This is a genomic window from Streptomyces lunalinharesii (genome assembly GCF_039532155.1).
GTDB lineage: Bacteria > Actinomycetota > Actinomycetes > Streptomycetales > Streptomycetaceae > Streptomyces > Streptomyces lunalinharesii.
The window spans coordinates 184,853-203,271 of sequence record NZ_BAAARK010000011.1 but is presented as its reverse complement, the minus strand read 5'-3'; the positions used below and the strand labels follow the sequence as shown (position 1 = coordinate 203,271).

18 protein-coding genes and 1 pseudogene are annotated in these 18,419 nt (G+C 74.6%); 11 read left to right on the top strand and 8 right to left on the bottom strand.

The annotated features are described in order from the left end of the window. Positions 1-393 precede the first annotated feature (393 nt). Positions 394-1,263 (bottom strand): 3-hydroxybutyryl-CoA dehydrogenase, encoded by an 870-nt coding sequence (locus ABD385_RS19420; RefSeq protein ID WP_344577516.1) that lies wholly within the window; start codon positions 1,261-1,263, stop codon positions 394-396. Positions 1,264-1,422: 159 nt separating this feature from the next. On the opposite strand from ABD385_RS19420, the gene ABD385_RS19415 reads away from it, so the two are divergent. Next, a complete protein-coding gene (locus ABD385_RS19415; RefSeq protein ID WP_344577515.1) occupies positions 1,423-2,646 on the top strand; it encodes a glycoside hydrolase family 10-like protein in 1,224 nt (407 codons plus the stop codon). Between the two features lie 73 nt (positions 2,647-2,719). Here ABD385_RS19415 and ABD385_RS19410 read toward each other — a convergent pair whose 3' ends face one another. Together ABD385_RS19410 and ABD385_RS19405 are read right to left on the bottom strand one after the other, a co-directional pair. Then, positions 2,720-2,929, bottom strand: a complete 210-nt coding sequence (locus ABD385_RS19410) for a DUF1918 domain-containing protein (RefSeq protein WP_344577513.1) — start codon at positions 2,927-2,929, stop codon at positions 2,720-2,722. A 205-nt stretch (positions 2,930-3,134) separates the two neighbouring features. After that, positions 3,135-4,088 carry a DMT family transporter gene (locus ABD385_RS19405; RefSeq protein WP_344577511.1) on the bottom strand — a complete coding sequence of 318 codons (954 nt, stop codon included), beginning with the start codon at positions 4,086-4,088 and terminating at the stop codon, positions 3,135-3,137. Between ABD385_RS19405 and ABD385_RS19400 the strand changes: the two genes are divergently transcribed. Together ABD385_RS19400 and ABD385_RS19395 are read left to right on the top strand one after the other, a co-directional pair. Beyond that, positions 4,087-5,553 (top strand): aminotransferase-like domain-containing protein, encoded by a 1,467-nt coding sequence (locus ABD385_RS19400; protein ID WP_344577508.1) that lies wholly within the window; start codon positions 4,087-4,089, stop codon positions 5,551-5,553. The two genes, ABD385_RS19405 and ABD385_RS19400, sit on opposite strands and share 2 nt — an antisense overlap. A 67-nt stretch (positions 5,554-5,620) precedes the next feature. Then, positions 5,621-6,073 (top strand): GNAT family N-acetyltransferase, encoded by a 453-nt coding sequence (locus ABD385_RS19395; protein ID WP_344577505.1) that lies wholly within the window; start codon positions 5,621-5,623, stop codon positions 6,071-6,073. Positions 6,074-6,146: 73 nt separating this feature from the next. Here the strand turns inward: ABD385_RS19395 and ABD385_RS19390 are convergent, their stop codons facing one another. Beyond that, a complete protein-coding gene (locus ABD385_RS19390) occupies positions 6,147-6,920 on the bottom strand; it encodes a helix-turn-helix transcriptional regulator (RefSeq protein ID WP_344577503.1) in 774 nt (257 codons plus the stop codon). Positions 6,921-7,049: 129 nt separating this feature from the next. Further along, complete coding sequence (locus ABD385_RS19385) at positions 7,050-8,153, bottom strand: class I SAM-dependent methyltransferase (RefSeq protein WP_344577500.1); 1,104 nt, start codon at positions 8,151-8,153, stop codon at positions 7,050-7,052. Between the two features lie 139 nt (positions 8,154-8,292). Between ABD385_RS19385 and ABD385_RS19380 the strand changes: the two genes are divergently transcribed. Next, a complete protein-coding gene (locus ABD385_RS19380; protein WP_344577497.1) occupies positions 8,293-8,484 on the top strand; it encodes a DUF1059 domain-containing protein in 192 nt (63 codons plus the stop codon). A gap of 244 nt (positions 8,485-8,728) precedes the next feature. Further along, complete coding sequence (locus ABD385_RS19375) at positions 8,729-10,306, top strand: N,N-dimethylformamidase beta subunit family domain-containing protein (protein ID WP_344577494.1); 1,578 nt, start codon at positions 8,729-8,731, stop codon at positions 10,304-10,306. Between the two features lie 46 nt (positions 10,307-10,352). Here ABD385_RS19375 and ABD385_RS19370 read toward each other — a convergent pair whose 3' ends face one another. Then, positions 10,353-10,814 (bottom strand): MarR family winged helix-turn-helix transcriptional regulator, encoded by a 462-nt coding sequence (locus ABD385_RS19370; protein ID WP_344577491.1) that lies wholly within the window; start codon positions 10,812-10,814, stop codon positions 10,353-10,355. Between the two features lie 60 nt (positions 10,815-10,874). Between ABD385_RS19370 and ABD385_RS19365 the strand changes: the two are divergent. Continuing rightward, positions 10,875-11,266, top strand: a pseudogene (locus tag ABD385_RS19365) (VOC family protein). 7 nt (positions 11,267-11,273) lie between these two features. Here ABD385_RS19365 and ABD385_RS19360 read toward each other — a convergent pair. Then, a complete protein-coding gene (locus tag ABD385_RS19360; protein WP_344577489.1) occupies positions 11,274-12,104 on the bottom strand; it encodes an SDR family oxidoreductase in 831 nt (276 codons plus the stop codon). A gap of 348 nt (positions 12,105-12,452) precedes the next feature. On the opposite strand from ABD385_RS19360, the gene ABD385_RS19355 reads away from it, so the two are divergent. Continuing rightward, positions 12,453-13,220 carry a helix-turn-helix domain-containing protein gene (locus ABD385_RS19355; RefSeq protein WP_344577486.1) on the top strand — a complete coding sequence of 256 codons (768 nt, stop codon included), beginning with the start codon at positions 12,453-12,455 and terminating at the stop codon, positions 13,218-13,220. 30 nt (positions 13,221-13,250) lie between these two features. On the opposite strand, the gene ABD385_RS19350 is transcribed toward ABD385_RS19355, so the two are convergent. Next, positions 13,251-13,712 carry an SRPBCC family protein gene (locus tag ABD385_RS19350; RefSeq protein WP_344577484.1) on the bottom strand — a complete coding sequence of 154 codons (462 nt, stop codon included), beginning with the start codon at positions 13,710-13,712 and terminating at the stop codon, positions 13,251-13,253. A 249-nt stretch (positions 13,713-13,961) separates the two neighbouring features. Here ABD385_RS19350 and argC point away from each other — a divergent pair, with 249 nt between their 5' ends. The 4 genes from argC (at position 13,962) to ABD385_RS19330 (ending at position 18,403) form a co-directional block, all read left to right on the top strand. Next, positions 13,962-14,990, top strand: coding sequence for an N-acetyl-gamma-glutamyl-phosphate reductase (gene argC, locus ABD385_RS19345; RefSeq protein WP_344577483.1), 1,029 nt, complete (start codon positions 13,962-13,964; stop codon positions 14,988-14,990). Then, a complete protein-coding gene (gene argJ, locus ABD385_RS19340; protein ID WP_344577482.1) occupies positions 14,987-16,141 on the top strand; it encodes a bifunctional glutamate N-acetyltransferase/amino-acid acetyltransferase ArgJ in 1,155 nt (384 codons plus the stop codon). Before argC ends, argJ begins: the two co-directional genes overlap by 4 nt. Before the next feature lie 61 nt (positions 16,142-16,202). Beyond that, complete coding sequence (gene argB / locus ABD385_RS19335; protein ID WP_344577479.1) at positions 16,203-17,156, top strand: acetylglutamate kinase; 954 nt, start codon at positions 16,203-16,205, stop codon at positions 17,154-17,156. Then, entirely contained in the window at positions 17,153-18,403 is a 1,251-nt protein-coding gene (locus ABD385_RS19330; protein ID WP_344577476.1) for an acetylornithine transaminase, read from the top strand. Before argB ends, ABD385_RS19330 begins: the two co-directional genes overlap by 4 nt. The last annotated feature ends 16 nt before the right edge of the window (positions 18,404-18,419 follow it).

Genomic DNA, 18,419 nt, shown 5'->3' with positions numbered 1-18,419 from the left:
TCGCCGGAGGTGGTGCCGGTTCGCCGGTTCGCTGGAGTCGGTGCTTCGTCACGGCCGGTTTGTGACCGTCGTGGGGGGACTGTCTCTTACCGTTCCGGCCGAGGGCGAACGCGGCTTCGTCGCCGACCACCAAGTCCAGCGCGGGAACGCACCGCGGGGCAACGGCCCGACAGCTCCGAAAGACGCAAAGTCCCAGGCCCCAGGTAAGGGGCGGTTATCTGCCTGGCGATGGCGCTCGCTGGGTTGTTTTCCAGTGAGGGCCCCGTTGGCTGGGTCCGATTGCGTGGACGAGTTGTCTGCGGTGGCAGCGGAGCCACTCGGTGGCCGCCACTGGCGCTGCTCCAGGCGAACTCCCTCTGAAACAGCGCCACTTGGTGGCATCGGCGCGCTTTTCTAGTACGAGTAGAACCCCGACCCGCTCTTCCGCCCCAACCGCCCCGCGTCCACCATCCGTTGGAGCAGCGGGGGAGCGGCGTAGAGCGGCTCCTTGTATTCCTCGTACATGGAGGCGGCGACCGAGGCGACGGTGTCCAGGCCGATCAGGTCGGAGAGCTTGAGCGGGCCCATCGGGTGGGCGCAGCCCAGCTCCATGCCGTTGTCGATGTCCTCGCGGCTGGCCATGCCGGACTCGAACATCCGGATCGCGGAGAGCAGGTACGGGATGAGCAGGGCGTTCACCACGAAGCCCGAGCGGTCCTGCGCGCGGATGGCGTGCTTGCCGAGCACGTTCTGGACGAGCGCCTCGGCGCGCTTGAGGGTCTCCTCGCCGGTGGTGAGGGCCGGGATCAGCTCGACGAGCTTCTGCACCGGTGCCGGGTTGAAGAAGTGGATGCCGATGACCTTGTCGGGCCGGGAGGTGGCGACCGCCAGCTTCACCAGGGGGATGGACGAGGTGTTGGAGGCCAGGATCGCGTCCGGGCGCACCACCACCTGGTCGAGGACCTGGAAGATCTCGGTCTTGACCTGTTCGTTCTCCACGACGGCCTCGATGACGAGGTCACGGTCGGCGAACTCGCCGAGGTCGGTGGTGAAGCTGAGCCGACCGAGTGTCGCGTCCCGTTCGGCCACGGTCAGCTTGCCGCGTTCGGCGGCCTTGCCGAGCGAGTTGGTCAGGCGGGTGCGCCCCAGCTCCAATGCCTCGCCGGTGGTCTCCGCAACCTTGACGTCCAGCCCGGCGCGGGCGCACACCTCGGCGATGCCAGCGCCCATCTGGCCGCAGCCGACCACTCCGACGCGTGCAATGTCGGCGAATGAGTCCGTCACCTCGTGCCTTTCGCTGATCTTCAGGACCGGCGGTACGCCGTAAGGGTCCGACGCCCGCCTCGCCCCCGACGTTACTCCGCGAGGTGCTGGGAGGACGGCGCCGGGGCGGGCATTCTAGGGCTGCCACACGGGACATAACGGACAAGATGGGGGCTTTTCATGCGAGGGATCACACGCCGTGGGTTCGGCGCGGCGGCACTGGGTGCCAGCTCGCTGCTGCTGGGCGCGAGCGCCCGGGCGGGCGCCGGCACGCCGGCCCGCCGTGAACTGCGCGGGATGTGGCTGGCGACGGTGGCCCACCTGGACTGGCCGTCCCGGCCCGGCCCGGACCGCGCCGCCCAGCAGCGGGAACTGGCCGGGCTCTTCGACACGGCGGTCGAGCGGCGGTTGAACGCGGTGTTCTTCCAGGTGCGGCCGACGGCCGATGCGCTGTGGCCGTCGCCGTACGAGCCCTGGGCGGAGTGCCTGACCGGCGTCCAGGGCCGCGATCCGGGCTGGGACCCGCTGGAGTTCGCGGTCCGCGAGGCCCACCGGCGCGGGCTGGAGCTGCACGCGTGGTTCAACCCGTACCGGGTCGCCAACCACACCGACCCGGGCCGACTGGCGCCCGAGCACCCGGCCCGCCGGCACCCCGGCTGGGTCCTGCCGTACGGCGGCAAGCTCTACTACAACCCCGGGCTGCCCGAGGTCCGCCGCTTCGTCCGGGACGCGATGCTGGACGCGGTGCACCGCTACCCCGTCGACGGGGTGCACTTCGACGACTACTTCTACCCGTACCCGGTCGCCGGCCAGACGTTCCGCGACGACGCGGCCTACGAGGCGTACGGCGCGGATTTCGCCAACCGTGGCGACTGGCGGCGGGACAACATCAACCTGCTGATCCGGGAGGTACGGGAGGGGATCGCGCGCACCGGCCGGCGGGTGCGGTTCGGCGTCAGCCCGTTCGCGGTCTGGCGCAACGCCGCCACCGATCCGCACGGTTCGCGGACCCAGGCCGGGGTGCAGACCTACGACGACCTCTACGCCGACACCCGGCGCTGGGTGCGGGAGGGCTGGCTCGACTACATCGTGCCGCAGGTGTACTGGCCGCTGGGGTTCGCCGCCGCCGACTACGCGGAGCTGGTGCCGTGGTGGGCCCGGACCGTGGCGGGCACCCGGGTGGACCTCTACATCGGCGAGGCGCTGTACAAGGCGGGCCGGACCGCGCAGCCCGAAGCCTGGCGGGACCCGGCCGAACTCTCCCGCCACGTCGCCTTCGCCCGGCGGTACCCGCAGGTCGGCGGGCACGTCTACTTCTCGACCAAGGACGTGGTCAAGGACCCGCTGGGGGCGCTGGCCCGGGTCGTGGAGGACCACTACGGGGGTGCCGCGGCCCGGCGGTGACGGGGCTCGGCGTGCGGGCGGGCCGCGGCGGTGGCGGGTCGCCGCGCGGGCGCCCGTCACCGCCGTGGGGTCGTCAGCGGATGGTGTGGGGTTCCTTGGACCTGGGGTGCTGGACGACGCAGTCCGGGCCGGGCCACATGATCGTCTCGTGGCCGTCCTCGGCGCGGATGCGGTAGGGCGGTTCGCCGTTGGTTCCCAGCACCTCCACGATCTCGACCATGTGGTCGCTGTGACCGACGGTTCTGCCGTGCATCAGCAGCCGGTCGCCCTTGCTCGCGTGCATCTGGGCTCCTCCCGCCTCGGGCGGCCGCCTACCGGGGCGGCCGACGCGCGCGACGGCCTGGCGGTGGGACGGCCAACGGATTGCGGGCCCGGGAACGGCCCGGACGGCACTCCTGCCATCGCCGCCAGTTTATGTCCGCGGGCCCGGGGCGCACCCGGGGAGCCGGACCGCCCCGGGCCCGGACCGCCGCCCGGGCCCGCCGCCGTCACGCCCGGGCCCGCTGGGTGACCACGATGCACGCCAGCACCGCCAGCGCCGTCAGGGGCGCGGCCGGCGGCAGCCGCTCGTCCAGCAGCACCACCGACCAGATCAGGGTCAACAGCGGCTGGGCGAGCTGGAGTTGACTGGCCCGGGAGACGCCGATGGCGGCCATCCCGCGGTACCAGACCACCATCCCGAGGAAGGTGGAGCCGAGCGCCAGCCACAGCACGCCGGCCACCGCGTGGCCGGTCAGGTGCAGCGGCTCGGCGGTCAGTGCCCAGGCGGCGCCCGGCACCGTCACCGGCAGCGCCAGCACCAGCGCCCAGCCGATCACCTGCCACCCCGGCAGGTGACGGGCCAGCCGGCCGCCTTCGGCGTAGCCGGCCGCGCACACCAGTAGCGCCGCGAACAGGAACAGGTCGCTGGTGTCCAGGGCGCCGCCGCTCTGCTGCACCGCGAAGGCGATGACGGCCGCCGCGCCGACCAGTGCGGCGCCCCAGAAGGTGCGCGAGGGCCGGGCTCCGGTGCGCACGGCGGAGAACGCCGCGGTGGCCAGCGGCAACACCCCGATGACCACGGCGGCGTGCGAGGTGGTGGAGGTCTCGAGCGCGAGGGTGGTCAGCAGCGGGAAGCCCAGGACGACGCCGCCCGCCACCACCGCGATCCCGGCCCAGTGGCGGCGCTCGGGGACCCGGACCCGGCAGGCCGCCAGGCAGGTGCCGGCCAGTGCGGCGGCCAGCACGCTGCGCAGCATCACCACCGTCCAGGGGCCCATGCCCTCCAGGGCCCAGGCGGTCGCCGGGAAGGTCAGGGAGAAGGTGGCGACGCCGAGCGCGGCGAGTAGGACGCCGGAACCGGGCGCGCGGGTCGCGCGCGCCGGACGGGGCGCGGCGGGGGCGGGCTCCGGGGCGGTGACCGCTATCGGTGCGGCGGCGATAGCGCTATCGTTGGCTCTCATGCATGAGCGTAGCAGTGGGGCTGAATTGGCCGCGACCCTGCGAGAAGAGCTGAAGCGCTACTCATCAGGGGAGAAGCTGCCGTCGAGTCGTGCCCTGATCGAGCGGCACCGGGTCAGCCCGGTGACGGTCTCCCGGGCGCTGGCCGAACTGGTCGCCGAAGGACTGGTCGTCACCCGCCCCGGCGCCGGGGCGTTCCGAGCCGAGCCGCGCCGCGCGGCACCGCGTCCCGCGGATACCTCCTGGCAGGAGATCGCGCTGAGCGCCGAACCGGCCGGCGACCAGGTGCCGCGCAGCGTCGACGCCACCGGCGTACTGGCCACCCTCGCCACCCCGGCACCCGGCGTCATCGAGCTCAACGGCGGCTATCTGCACCCCACCCTCCAGCCCGAGCGCGCCCTGGCCGCCGCGCTGGCCCGGGCCGGCCGGCGGCCCGGCGCCTGGAGCCGTCCGCCGGTGGGCGGCGTCTCGGAGCTGCGGGCGTGGTTCGCCCGGGAGATCGGCGGCCCCGGCGGCCCGCTCGCCGCCAGCGACGTCCTGATCACCGCGGGCGGCCAGAGCGCCCTGACCGCCGCCGTGCGCGCCCTCGCCGCGCCCGGCGCCCCGGTCCTCGTCGAGTCGCCGACCTACCCCGGCATGCTGGCCGTCGCCCGCGCCTCCGGCCTCCGCCCGGTCCCGGTCCCGGTGGACGCCGACGGGGTCCGCACCGACCTGCTCGCCGACGCCTTCAGGGCCAGCGGCGCCCGGCTCTTCGTCTGCCAGCCGCTGTTCCAGAACCCGTCCGGCGCGGTGCTGGCCGCCGAGCGCCGCCGGGAGGTGCTGCGGGTGGCCCGGGCCGCCGGCGCCTTCGTGGTCGAGGACGACTTCGCCCGGCTGCTGGGCCACGCCGACGCGCCCCCGTTGCCGCCGACCCTGATCGCCGACGACCCCGACGGCACCGTGGTGCACGTCCGCTCGCTGACCAAGGCCACCTCGCCGAGCCTGCGGGTGGGCGCCCTGGCGGCCCGCGGCCCGGTGCTCGACCGGCTGCACGCCATCCAGGTCGTCGACAGCTTCTTCGTCCCCGGACCCCTCCAGGAAGCCGCGCTCGAACTCGTCGGCTCGCCGGCCTGGACCCGCCACCTGCGGCTGATCGCGGGGGAGTTGGCGGTGCGTCGGCAGGCCCTGCGGACCGCGCTGCACCGCGAGCTGCCGGCGCTGGACGCCGCGGGACCCGAGCGGCGCACGCCGCTCGGCGGCTACCACCTGTGGCTGCGACTGCCCGCCGGCACCGACGAGGCGGCGCTGACCGGCGCCGCGCTGCGGGCCGGCGTCGCGGTGGCGGCCGGCCGCCCCTACTTCCCGGCCGAGCCGCCGGCCGCCCACCTCCGGCTGAGCTTCGCCTCGGCGGCCGGCGTCGGAGAGTTGGCCGAGGGGGCCCGCCGTCTCCGGGTCGCCTGCGACGAACTGGGCGTTGTGGTGGCCTGAAACGGGTTGCCCGGCCGGCCCGGCAACCCGTTCGACTCGGGCCCGCCCCGTCTGCCAGGCTCCCGGCATGACTGCCCGCGCCCTCGACGGCTACGAGGTCTCCACCGACCCGGACCGGCTCGACTCCGACCTGGTCCACCACTGGCTCGCCACCGACTCCTACTGGGCGCTCGGCCGCACCCGCGCACACCACGACCGGGCCCTCGCCGGCTCGCTCAACTTCGGCCTGTACGCGTCCGGTTCGGGGCGCCAGGTGGCCTACGCCCGGATCGTCACCGACTACGTCACCTTCGCCTGGCTCTGCGACGTCTACGTCTGCCGCGACGACCGCGGCAAGGGGTTGGGCACCGCCCTGGTGGAGGCGGTCGCCGCCCACCTGGCCCCGCACGGGCTGGCCCGGATCACCCTCGCCACCAAGGACGCGCACGGCGTCTACGCCAAGGTCGGCTTCCGGCCGCTGACCTCCCCGGAGCAGTGGATGACGCTGGGGCTGCTCGATCCGGGCCCGGTCGGTCCCTGACGCCGGGAGCCGGGCCGGGGCTCCCGCACCGCCGCCCGCCACCTGGGCGGTCGCCCGGCTGGCGCGCCCCGGTTCAGCCCGGGGCGTGCGGTCCGCGATCCGGTGGCCCGGCCTCCCGGCGCAGCCAGGCGTTGGCCGCCGCGACCCGGCCGACCACCCGCAGCTTGGCGTAGGCGTGCTCCAGGTGCTTGTCGACGGTCCGCGGGCTGATCGCCAGCCGGTGCGCGATCTGTTGGTTCGTCAGGCCGTCGGCGAGCAGGCCCAGCACGGCCGATTCGCGGTCGGTGACCAGTTCCCTGACCGGGGCCGGCGCCGGCGGGGCGAGGCGGCCCAGGACCCGGCTGAGGCGGGTGCGCAGCAGACCGGCCGCGGCCAGGTCGGCGTCGCTGAACTCGCTGCCGTGCCGGTCGCGGCTGACCACCACCGAGACCCGCCGCGGCACGCCGGCGACGTACCCCGCGGGGAACGACATCGCCAGCTGCCGTTCGGCGCCGAACGGCCGGTAGACGTCGGCGTAGAACGGCAGCGCGTGGAACTCGCCGGTGGTCTGCAGGGCCGAGCGGAGCAGGGGGGTGCCGCTGCCGATCCGGGTGTGCCGGACGAAGGAGTCGCAGCGCCACCCGCGGTCGAAGGCGTCCAGCACGTCCCGGCTCAGCAGGTCGTCCGGGAGGGTGCGCAGCGGATGGGCCGGATCCGGCCGGGGCGACCAGATGACGCTGTCGCCGGGCAGCGCGCCGAGCAGCAGCGGGAGCAGCGCCGGAACCAGGGCGTCCTCGTCCACGGCGTCGATCAGGAGGTCCACGACGGAGAGGATGCGCCGCAGGCCGGCCTGCGCGGCCGCGCTCATACGTCCAGCGTGCCGAGCCGCCCGACCCCGGTCAAGGCCGAGCGGACGGCTCCCGGGGCGTTCGGGAGCCGTCCGGAGCGGGGCCGCCCGGCCGGCCGGGGGAAGACCGGCCGGGGGCGTCGGGCGCGGTTAGCGCCCGACGGCATAGACGCGGTTGACCGGGCTCTGCGTCGCCAGCCGCCAGTGGTGCAACCCGGCCGCTTCGGCGAGGTCCCGCAGGGCCCCTTCACCCGCGTGGTTCCCCAGGGCCTGCGGACCGTGCTGGGCCAGCGCGGAGGGCAGGCACACGGCCACCGAGGCGGCGGTCAGCACCCGCCCCACCGGAGTGGCGTTCTCCTCGTCGCGCGCGGAGGCGTTCGGCTCGACGATCATGCAGGTGCCGCCGTCGGCCAGGGCGTGCGCGGCGTGCCGCAGCGCGGCCCCCGGGTCGCCGATGTCGTGCAGGCAGTCGAAGTAGGTGATCAGGTCGAAGTCCGCGCCGGGGAAGTCGTCGGCGGCCGCCACCTCGAACGACACCCGGTCGGCCACGCCCTGTTCGGCCGCGACGCCGCGGGCCGCCTCGACCGACGGGCGGTGGAAGTCGTAGCCGGTGAAGCGGGAGTGGGGGAAGGCCCGCGCCATCAGCGCCGTCGAGTAGCCGTAGCCGCACCCGACGTCCGCCACCGTGGCGCCGCGCTCCAGCTTCTCCACCACGCCGTCCAGCGCGGCCAACCACTGGGGCACCAGCGCCGCCGTGTAACCGGGGCGGAAGAACTTCGCGGTGCCCTCGAACAGCGCCGGCCCGTGCTCCTCCCAACCGATGCCCGCACCGGTGCGGAACGCTTCCACCAGGCTGTCCTCGGTGGCGTACACCGCCTGGAGCACGGTGAAGAAGCCGGCCGCGTAGCTGGCGAGCGCGGGGTCGGCGAGGACCGCGGCGTGCGCGTCCGGCAGCAGGTACGTGCCGCGCTCCGGCGCGTACGTCACGTACTCGCCGGCCACCTGGGCCGCCAGCCACTCCCGGACGTACCGCTCGACCAGTCCGGTGCGGGCGGCGAGCTGCGCGGCGGTCAGCGGGCCGGCGCCGGCCATCGCCCGGTACAGCCCGAGCCGGTCGCCGAGTGAGGTGCACAGGCCGGCGACCGCGGCCCCGCCGTCGGCGATGACCCGTTCCAGGAACGCGTCCACCCGGTCCTGTCGGGTGGTTCCGCCGTTCCCGGCGGCACCCGGTGCGGCCGGGGCGGACACCGCCATGGCCGTCACCTCCTCGCCACGCTGCCTCGTGCTTCCACTGCATCAGGTCGTGCGGTCGGCGCGCCATACGTGGTTCCCCGTACGCGCGGCGCCGGGCGGGCGCGGGCGGCCGACACTGAAGGGGAGGAGGTGGTGGGCGATGCGCAAGATGATCGACTGCCGGGACCACCCGAGCGAGACGGGGTGCAGCCTCGTCCTCATCGGCGAGGAGGACGAGGTGCTCCGCGCCGCCACCGCGCACGCGATCTCCGTGCACGGCCACACGGACGGCCCCGAACTGCGCGAACAGCTCCGCAAGTCCCTCAGGAACGAGATGCCGCAGCCCGCGTGAGCCGACGGCCCAGCGGTGGGTCGGGTCCGGCCGTCCCCGGGGGCGGCCGGACTTCCGCGTCCGGGGACGGTACCCGCGTTCGGGCCCGCAGCGGTCGTCGTACCGCGCCGCCGGGCGCAGGATCGTCCTGGGGCGGCACGCCGACCGGCCGCCGCCCCGCGGTGGCGCCCGCGGCGTCCGGCCACCCGAGGGTGCGCCCGCGGCCACCGGGACGAATCGGGAAGGCGACGACGGGAGCGGGCCGATGGCGGACGGCGCGGCGCACGACACGCCGGAGCGGCCCCCCGCGGACCGGCCGCGCACCGGCCTGGACCGCCGGCACTTCCTCGGCGCCGCCACCGGGCTCGCGGCCCTCGCCACCGGCCTGGCCGGCTGCGACTCCCCGGGCGGCGCCCCCGGTGGCCACCGGCCCGCCGACCCGCTCGCCGCCGAGCGCACCCGCCCCGGCGACCCGGACTGGCGGCTGGCCGCCACCGGCCCCCCGGACGCGATCGAGGGCTATGCGGACCGGGTCAGCGTGCGGCCGGGCGAGGAGTTCGGCCTGCACGTCTCCACCACCGCACCCGGTTTCCGCATCCGTGCCTACCGGGTCGGTTGGTACGGCGGCGCCCAGGCCCGGCTGGTGTGGCGCTCGGATCGGCTCGCCGGCCGGCGCGGCCCCGCCCCGCGACTGGTCGCCGACACCCGCACCGTGGAAGCCGGTTGGCCGCGCACCACCACCGTCCGCACCGCCGGCTGGCCGCCCGGCGCCTACCTGCTGCGCCTCGACGCCGACCACGGCCACCAGCGCTACGTCCCGCTGGTGGTCCGCTCGACCGGCGCGGCGGGCCGCACCGTCCTGATGCACGCGGTGACGACCTGGCAGGCGTACAACGCCTGGGGCGGCCACAGCCTCTACCAGGGCCGGGACGGCGCCTACGCCACCCGCTCCCTCGCCGTCAGCTTCGACCGCCCCTACGACGCCACCGGCGCCGAGAAGTTCCTGGTGTACGAGCGCGCCCTGGTGGTGCTGGCCGAGCGGCTGGGCCTGCCGCTGGCCTACACCACCTCGGTGGATGTCCACGACGACCCGGGCGCGCTGCGCGGCGCCACCGCCGTGCTCTCCCTCGGCCACGACGAGTACTGGACGCCGCAGCAGCGCGACCACGTCACCCGGGCCCGCGACGGCGGGAGCAACCTCGCCTTCCTCGGCGCCAACGCGTGCTTCCGCCGGGTCCGCCTGGACGCCGGTCCGGCCGGCCCGTTGCGCACCGTGACCTGCTACAAGACCGCCTACCGCGACGACCCCGGGTTCGCCGTCCGCCGCGACCCGCCCACCCACGACTTTCGCGCGCCGCCCGCCGCCGACCCGGAGTCGGCCCTGACCGGCGTCTTCTACGAGGGCTACCCGACGGACGCGCCCTACGTCGTGCACGGCGCCGACCACTGGCTCTTCGAGGGCACCGGGGCCCGGGCCGGCGACGCCTTCGACCACCTGGTCGGCGTGGAGTACGACCGGGTCACGCCCGCCGCCCCCACCCCGGCGGACCTCCAGATCGTCGCGCACTCCCCGTTGGTCTGCCGGGGCCGCGCCAGCCACGCCGACTCCGCCTACTACACCGTCCCGGGCGGCGCCGGGGTCTTCGCCACCGGCACCATGCGCTGGGTCGAGGCCCTCATGGCGGGCACCCGGGACAACGGCCGCAACCACGGCCTGGACCGGCGCACCGGCGCCTTCGTCACCCGCACCACGGAGAACCTGCTGCGGGCCTTCGCCGCGGGTCCGGCGGCGCACCACCGCCCGGCACCGGAGCCCAACACCGCCCGGGTGTACGGGAGGTGACCCGCCGGGTGCGACTCAGCGGGCCGCCCCGCGCCGCGGTGCCGGGTCATTCCTCCAGGGCCGTCGCCAGGAGTTCGAGGTCGGCCAGGAGCGTGGGCAGGCGCTGCGGCGGGATCGCGTCGACCATCCGCTGCTCGACGGCGTAGACGGCCTCCTGGACCACGGCCAGGCGCCGGTGGCCCTCCTCCGTGAGGTGGGTGGGGCGGGCGCGGCCGTGGTCGGCGGTGGCGGGGCGGGTGATCAGGCCCGCGTCCTGCAGGCCGCGCAGGACGACGTTCCCGGATTGCCGGGTGACGAAGGTCGCGCGGGCGAGGTCGGCGTTGGACATGCCGGGGCGCTGGGCGAGGAGTTCGAGGGTGGAGTACTGGGGCACGGTGAGCCCGTGCGCGCGCAGGACCTTGTCCATGGCGGCGCGCAGGGCGGCCTGGGCCCGTTTGACCAGGTACCCGACGTGGTGGGTGACGTCGGGTACGGGCTGCGGCGGCCCGGTGGGCGTCCTCTCGTTCATGTCAGCATTTTGACATGAGACCTCGGGGCTCCCTAATCTCTCCCATGTCAAAGTTTTGACATGGAAGTGGAGGAAGTGCTCGTGTCTGTTGCCATCGACGGCCCCGATTTCGTCGCCCTACAGGTCCGTGACGTGGCCGCCGCCGCCGCGTTCTGCGAGCGGCACCTGGGCCTGCGCCGGGCCGCGGTCTCGCCGCCGCACGCGGTCGTCTTCGACACCCGGCCGACCCCGTTCGCCGTCCGGCAGCTCCTGCCGGGCGTCGACCTCGCCGACGCCGCACGCCCCGGCCTCGGTGTGGTGCTCTGGTTCCGGACGCCCGACGCCCCCAGCTCCACGACCAACTCGTCGCCGCCGGCGTCACGATCCTCGCCCCGATGGCCGACAGCCCGTTCGGGCCGATGTTCTCCTTCGAGGGCCCGGAGGGCTACACCCTCACCGCGCACGGGGGCTGACCGGGCGTCAGCGGTCCGCCGGGCGCAGGAACGTGCGGGCGCCGCGCAGCGTGGTGCGCAAGGTGCGTTGCGTCCGCGTGCTGTCCAGGCGGACGTCCAACGCCCCCGGGGCACCGGTGCCGGCGCGCCGGCCGGGCGTCAGCCTGGCGGCGTCCAACCCGTCGCGGCCGGCGACCAGGACGCCGAGTTCGTGGCGGCTCACGGCGTCCGCACCCGCGAGGTGGTACGTGCCCGCGCGGGCGGAACCGGCCAGTTCGAGGAGGGCCCGGGCGAGGTCGGCGACGTGCACGGGGCACCGGACGTCGTCCGTGAAGAGCACGCCCTCCCGCCGCCCGGTGGCCAGGTCGCGGACGAACGTCTCGTGCACCGAGTCGCCGTCGCCGAGGATCAGCGAGGTGCGGGCGACGGCGGCGGTCGGGGCGAACAGCCGGATCGCCGTCTCGGCCGCCGCCTTCGCGGCCCCGTACGGGGTGACCGGATCCGGCGCGGCGGATTCGTCGTAGTGGACGTCGGCGCCGGAGAAGACGGCGTCACTGGACACGTGCACCAGCCGGGCCCCGTACTGGCCGGCGGCCAGCGCGAGGCGGATCGCGCCGTCGGCGGTGGTCGCCCAATCCGCCTTGCGGTAGGCGGCGTTGATGACGACGTCCGGTCGGGCCGCCCGGAGCACCGGTGCGATCTCTTCGCCGCGCCGCAGGTCCAGGGGCAGCCAGCGGATCCGGGGGAGTTCGCCGGCGCGGGTGGCGAAGGTCGCCGTCACGGCGTGCCCGGCCGCCCCCGCCTGCCGTGCCAACTCGCGCCCCAGGAAGCCGCTGCCGCCGACGATCAGGAGGTCCATGGCCCGCCACGGTAGGCCCGCCGCCGCGCCCCCGTCTGCCGGGTATCGGGCCAACTCCCCTGCGGGGCGCCTGTCTTACGGGCGGTTCGGTGGGCGGCGGCGCGCTGCGCGGGTGACGGCCCGGCCTCCTCGCGCGGGAGCGACCCGTAGTTTCTCTTGACGGAAACGCTACGTTGCGTTCATGCGGCGGGAACGGAATTGCCCTGTGAGCTCGCCGTCATGGCCGATAGGATCCGGGGAATCGTTGCGGCAACCTTCGAGTTCCTACGGCAAACGCCGCCAGCTCGTTGCAATGGATGGTGAGTGAACGCGCCGCCGGAGACGCCGCGGACCGGGAAGGGGGCCGCCATGCCGGGAGGCAGACTCACCCAGCAGGAACGCCAGCAGATCGCACGGGGGTTGGCCGACGACCTGGCCTGCGCCGAGATCGCCAGGCGCCTGGGCCGCCCGACCTCGACCGTCACGCGCGAGGTGCTGCGCAACGGCGGCCCCACCGCCTACCGTGCCGACCTGGCCCACCGCGCCACCGCGCACCGCGCCCACCGGCGTCGACAGCCCGCGCCGCGCGACCCCGGGGCGCCCGCGCAGGTCCCCGCGCAGGTCCCCGGGCGCGACGCCGAGGCGGTGCGCGCCTACGAGGAGGCGTTCGCCGCCGTCCTCGTGCGATCGGGCCTGCCCGCGATGACGTCCCGGGTGCTGGTCTGCCTCTACACCGCCGACGCCGGCAGCCTCACCGCGTCCGAACTGACCCGGCACCTCCAGGTCAGCCCGGCGTCCGTCTCCAAGGCGATCGCGTTCCTCGAAGGGCAGGGCCTGGTCCGCCGGGAGCGCGACGACCGCCGCCGCGAGCGCTACGTCGTCGACGACGACATCTGGTACCAGGCGATGCGGGCCAACGCCCGCGCCAACGCCCGGCTCGCCGAAACCGCACGACGGGGCGTCGACGTCCTCGGCCCCGGCACCCCGGCCGCCGCCCGCTTCGAGGGCATCGCGCGCTTCGTCGACGTCGTCGGCGAGAGCATGGCCCGCGCCGCGGAGCAGGCCCGCGACGTCCTCCACGGCGAGCCCGGGGCACCCTCGGGCCCCGCTGCCCCGCCGCGCGCGGAACACCCGTAGCGGGCCGCCCCGACCGCACGGGCGGCCCGCTCAGCGGCGGGTGGCCGGGGCGCCCGTGAGTGCCGTGTCGGCGGCGTCGAGGATCGCGCCGAAGACGTGGGCGACGACCGGCTTGGCGAGTGCGCGGGTGAGGGCGCCGCCGACGAGGGGGAGGGGCACCTGGAACGCGGTGGTCCAGGCGACGAGGGTGCCGCCGGGCACTTCGGTGAAGGTCATCCGGCCCTGTTCGTGCCGAGCCGGCGGGATGCTGCGCTCGACGGTGTAGTCGAAGTCGTACGGCGGGTGGTAGGCGGTGATCCGCTCGCGGAACCAGCCGATCACCCAGGTGTGCAGCCGGACGGCGCCCACTCCGTAGGGGGCGTCCCGTCCCGGCCGGGCCAACCGCGCCTTCAGGACGAACGGCGTGCGGGTGTAGTGGGTGGTGGTGGCGCACCAGTCGAAAACGTCGGCGATCGGCGCCGCGATGACGCGTTGCACGGTCAAGGTTTCCATGACCCGTCCCTTCTCGTGGCCGGCGGGCGCGGAACGACGGCCGTGCCGAGGCCGCCGGGATCGCCCTGCCGTTCCCCAGGAAGACCCCGCAGGGCCCGCAACTGTGACGCCGCCCGTCGTGACGTGCGTCACCCCGCCGGTCGACGGGGGCGCTCCGTCGTGGGCGCGTCACCGTGACGCCGCACGGAGCATTGCATAAAACTGCATTCATCCGTATAGTCATGCCATCGATGAGGAGGGTCCAGGGGCATGACGGTACGAGCAGCAGTCGCCGGTGCGAGCGGATACGCGGGAGGTGAGCTCCTGCGCCTGCTCCTGGGGCATCCGGAGGTCGAGATCGGCGCGGTGACCGGGCACTCCAACGCGGGCCAGCGCCTGGGCACCCTCCAGCCGCACCTCGGCCCGCTGGCCGACCGGGAGCTGGCGCCGACCACGCCCGAGGTGCTGGCCGGCCACGACGTGGTGTTCCTCGCGCTGCCGCACGGCCAGTCCGCCGCGGTCGCCGAAGGGCTCGGCCCCGACGTCCTCGTCGTGGACTGCGGCGCCGACTTCCGCCTGGCGGACGCCGCCGACTGGACGGCGTTCTACGGCTCGCCGCACGCCGGCACCTGGCCGTACGGCCTCCCCGAACTGCCCGGCGGCCGTGCCGCGCTGGCCGGGACCAAGCGGATCGCGGTCCCCGGCTGCTACCCCACCGCCGTCTCGCTCGCGCTCTTCCCGGCCTACGCGGCCGGCCTCGCCGAGCCGGAGGCGGTGATCGTCGCGGCGTCCGGCACCTCCGGCGCGGGCAAGGCGCTCAAGCCGCACCTGCTCGGCTCCGAGGTGATCGGCTCGATGAGCCCCTACGGCGTCGGCGGCGGGCACCGGCACACCCCGGAGATGATCCAGAACCTCAGCGCGGCGGCCGGCGAGCGGGTCGGGGTGTCCTTCACCCCCACCCTGGCGCCGATGTCCCGCGGCATCCTCGCCACCTGCTCGGCCAAGGCCCGGCCCGGCGTGGACGCCGCCGCGGTCCGCGGCGCGTACGTGAAGGCGCTGGCCGGCGAGCCTTTCGTCCGGCTGCTGCCCGAGGGGCAGTGGCCCGCCACCGCCGCCGTGCAGGGCTGCAACGCGGTGCAGGTCCAGGTGGCCCTCGACGCGGCGGCCGGCCGGATCATCGCGATCAGCGCCATCGACAACCTGACCAAGGGGACCGCCGGAGGCGCGGTCCAGAGCATGAACATCGCCCTCGGCCTCCCCGAGGAACTGGGCCTTTCCACGATTGGAGTCGCGCCGTGAGTGTGACGGCAGCGCAGGGATTCCTCGCGGCGGGCATCGCCGCCGGCATCAAGGCGAACGGCAACCCCGACCTCGCCCTGGTGGTCAACAGCGGACCGCGCCTGGCCGCCGCCGGCGTCTTCACCTCGAACCGCGTCAAGGCCGCCCCGGTCGTCTGGTCCGAGCAGGTCGTCAAGGGCGGCCGGGTCTCCGCGGTGATCCTCAACTCCGGCGGTGCCAACGCCTGCACCGGCCCGCTGGGCTTCCAGGACACCCACGCGACCGCGGAGAAGGTCGCCGACGTGCTGGACGGGCACAGCGCCGGCGAGGTCGCGGTGGCCTCCACCGGCCTGATCGGCGTGCGCCTGCCCATGGACAAGCTGCTGCCGGGGGTGGAGAAGGCCGCCGCCGAACTCACCGGCCACGGCGGCGAGAAGGCCGCGATCGCGATCAAGACCACCGACAGCGTCCACAAGACCGCGCAGGTCGCCAAGGACGGCTGGACCGTCGGCGGGATGGCCAAGGGCGCCGGCATGCTCGCACCCGGCCTGGCCACCATGCTCGCCGTGCTGACCACCGACGCCGACGTGCCGGCCGAACAGCTGGACGCCGCGCTGCGCGCCGCCACCCGCACCACCTTCGACCGGGTCGACTCCGACGGCTGCACCTCCACCAACGACACGGTGCTGCTGCTGGCCTCCGGCGCCTCCGGCGTCGTGCCGGAGGCGGCCGCCTTCGTCGAGGCGGTCCGCGAGGTCTGCGGCGACCTCGCCCGGCAGCTGATCGGCGACGCCGAGGGCGCCAGCAAGGACATCCGCATCGACGTGATCAACGCCGCCACCGAGGACGAAGCGGTGGAGGTCGGCCGCTCCATCGCCCGCAACAACCTCCTCAAGTGCGCCCTCCACGGCGAGGACCCCAACTGGGGCCGGGTGCTCTCCGCCATCGGCACCACCTCCGCCACCTTCGACCCGGACCGGCTCAACGTCGCCATCAACGACGTCTGGGTCTGCAAGAACGGCTCGGTGGGCGAGGACCGGGAGTTGGTCGACATGCGCTACCGCGAGGTGCGGATCACCGCCGACCTCGCCGCCGGCACCGAGTCCGCGGTGATCTGGTCCAACGACCTCACCGCCGACTACGTCCACGAGAACAGCGCGTACTCCTCATGACCGGACCCGCCGCGCCCCCGTGCGCACCGGTCGGACACCCCACCCAGCGGAACGAGGCCGCATGACCACCCGCAAGCACAACGCGCTGCCCAAGGCCCGCACGCTCATTGAGGCGCTGCCCTGGCTGACCCGGCACCACGGCAAGACCGTGGTGATCAAGTTCGGCGGCAACGCCATGATCGACGACGCGCTCAAGCGCGCCTTCGCCCAGGACGTGGTCTTCCTGCGGCACGCCGGCCTGCGCCCGGTCGTCGTCCACGGCGGCGGCCCGCAGATCAGCGCCCAGCTCGAACTGCTCGGTCTGGAATCGGAGTTCAAGGGCGGCCTGCGGGTCACCACGCCCGAGGCGATGAACGTCGTCCGGATGGTGCTGGCCGGCCAGGTCCAGCGCGAGCTGGTCGGCCTGCTCAACGAGCACGGCCCGCTCGCCGTCGGCATGACCGGCGAGGACGCCCGGCTGATGTCCGCCACCAAGCACTACGCGCAGGTCGACGGCGCGCCGGTCGACATCGGCCGGGTCGGCGAGATCACCGCGATCGACTCCGGCGCGGTGCAGGCGCTGCTGGACGACGGCCGGATCCCGGTGATCTCCTCCATCGCCCGCAGCAGCGACGAGGAGGACGCCTCCGGGGTGTTCAACGTCAACGCCGACACCGCCGCCTCGGCCCTGGCGGCGGCGCTCGGCGCGGAGACCCTGATGGTGCTCACCGACGTCGAGGGGCTCTACGAGGACTGGCCGCACAGCGACGAGGTGATCTCCCGGCTCACCGCGAGCCAGCTGGAGAAGCTGCTGCCCGACCTGGCCAGCGGCATGGTCCCGAAGATGCAGGGCTGCCTGTACGCGGTGCGCAACGGGGTGCGCAACGCCCGGGTGATCGACGGGCGGGTCCAGCACTCGATCCTGCTGGAGATCTTCACCGACGAGGGCATCGGCACGATGGTGGTCCCGGACCCCGAACCGGCCACCGCACCGCGCGGCGGTATCGCACACCACACCACGCAGGGGGCGGCATGAACACGACGGCGGGGAACCCGACCACCGGGGACGCGGCGGCCGGGCACGGTCCGGTCGGCAACGACGCCCTGACCCGGCGCTGGCAGGGCGCCATGATGGACAACTTCGGCACCCCCCGGGTCCCGCTCGTGCGGGGCGAGGGCGCCACCGTCTGGGACGCGGACGGCACGGCGTACCTCGACTTCCTCGGCGGGATCGCGGTCAACGCGCTCGGCCACGCGCACCCCGCGGTGGTCCGCGCGGTCACCGACCAGATCGCCACCCTCGGCCACGTCTCGAACCTCTTCGTCAGCGAGCCCACCGTGGCCCTCGCCGAGCGGCTGCTGGCGCTCGCCGGCCGGCCCGGCCGGGTCTACTTCTCCAACTCCGGCGCCGAGGCCAACGAGGCCGCCTTCAAGATCGGCCGGCTGACCGGCCGCACCCACATGGTGTCCACCGCTGGCGGCTTCCACGGCCGCACCATGGGCGCCCTGGCCCTCACCGGCCAGCCCGGCAAGCAGGACCCGTTCCGCCCGCTCCCCGGCGACGTCGACCACGTCCCGTTCGGCGACGTGGCCGCCCTCCGTGCCGCCGTCACCACCGACACCGCCTTCGTCATCCTGGAGCCGGTCCAGGGCGAGAACGGCGTGGTCGTCCCGCCGCCCGGCTACCTCGCCGCCGCCCGCGAGATCACCGCCGCGACCGGCACCCTGCTGGTCCTCGACGAGATCCAGACCGGCATCGGCCGCACCGGGCACTGGCTGGAGTCCCTCGCCCAGGGCGTCGAGGCCGACGTCATCACCCTCGCCAAGGGCCTCGGCGGCGGCCTCCCGATCGGCGCCACCCTCGCCTTCGGCCCGGCCGCCGAACTCCTCACCCCCGGCTCGCACGGCTCGACGTTCAGCGGCAACCCGGTGGTCTGCGCCGGCGCCCTCGCGGTGCTGGACACCATCGAGGCGGACGGCCTGCTCGACCACGTCAAGCGGGTCGGCGAGCGGCTGCGCGCCGGGATCGAGGCCCTGGAGCACCCGTTGGTCGGCCAGGTCCGCGGCGCCGGGCTGCTCCTCGGTATCGTCTTGACGGGGCCCCTCGCGCCACAGACGCAACGAGCGGCCCAGGACGCGGGACTTCTGATCAACGCGGTCGCGCCGGACGTCATCCGGCTCGCCCCGCCGCTGATCGTCTCCGAAGAGCAGGTGGAGACCTTCCTCCAGAAGCTCCCCGGCGTCCTTGAGACGGCCGCACAACCGGCCAACGGGGAACGATGATCCGGAGACTGACGCA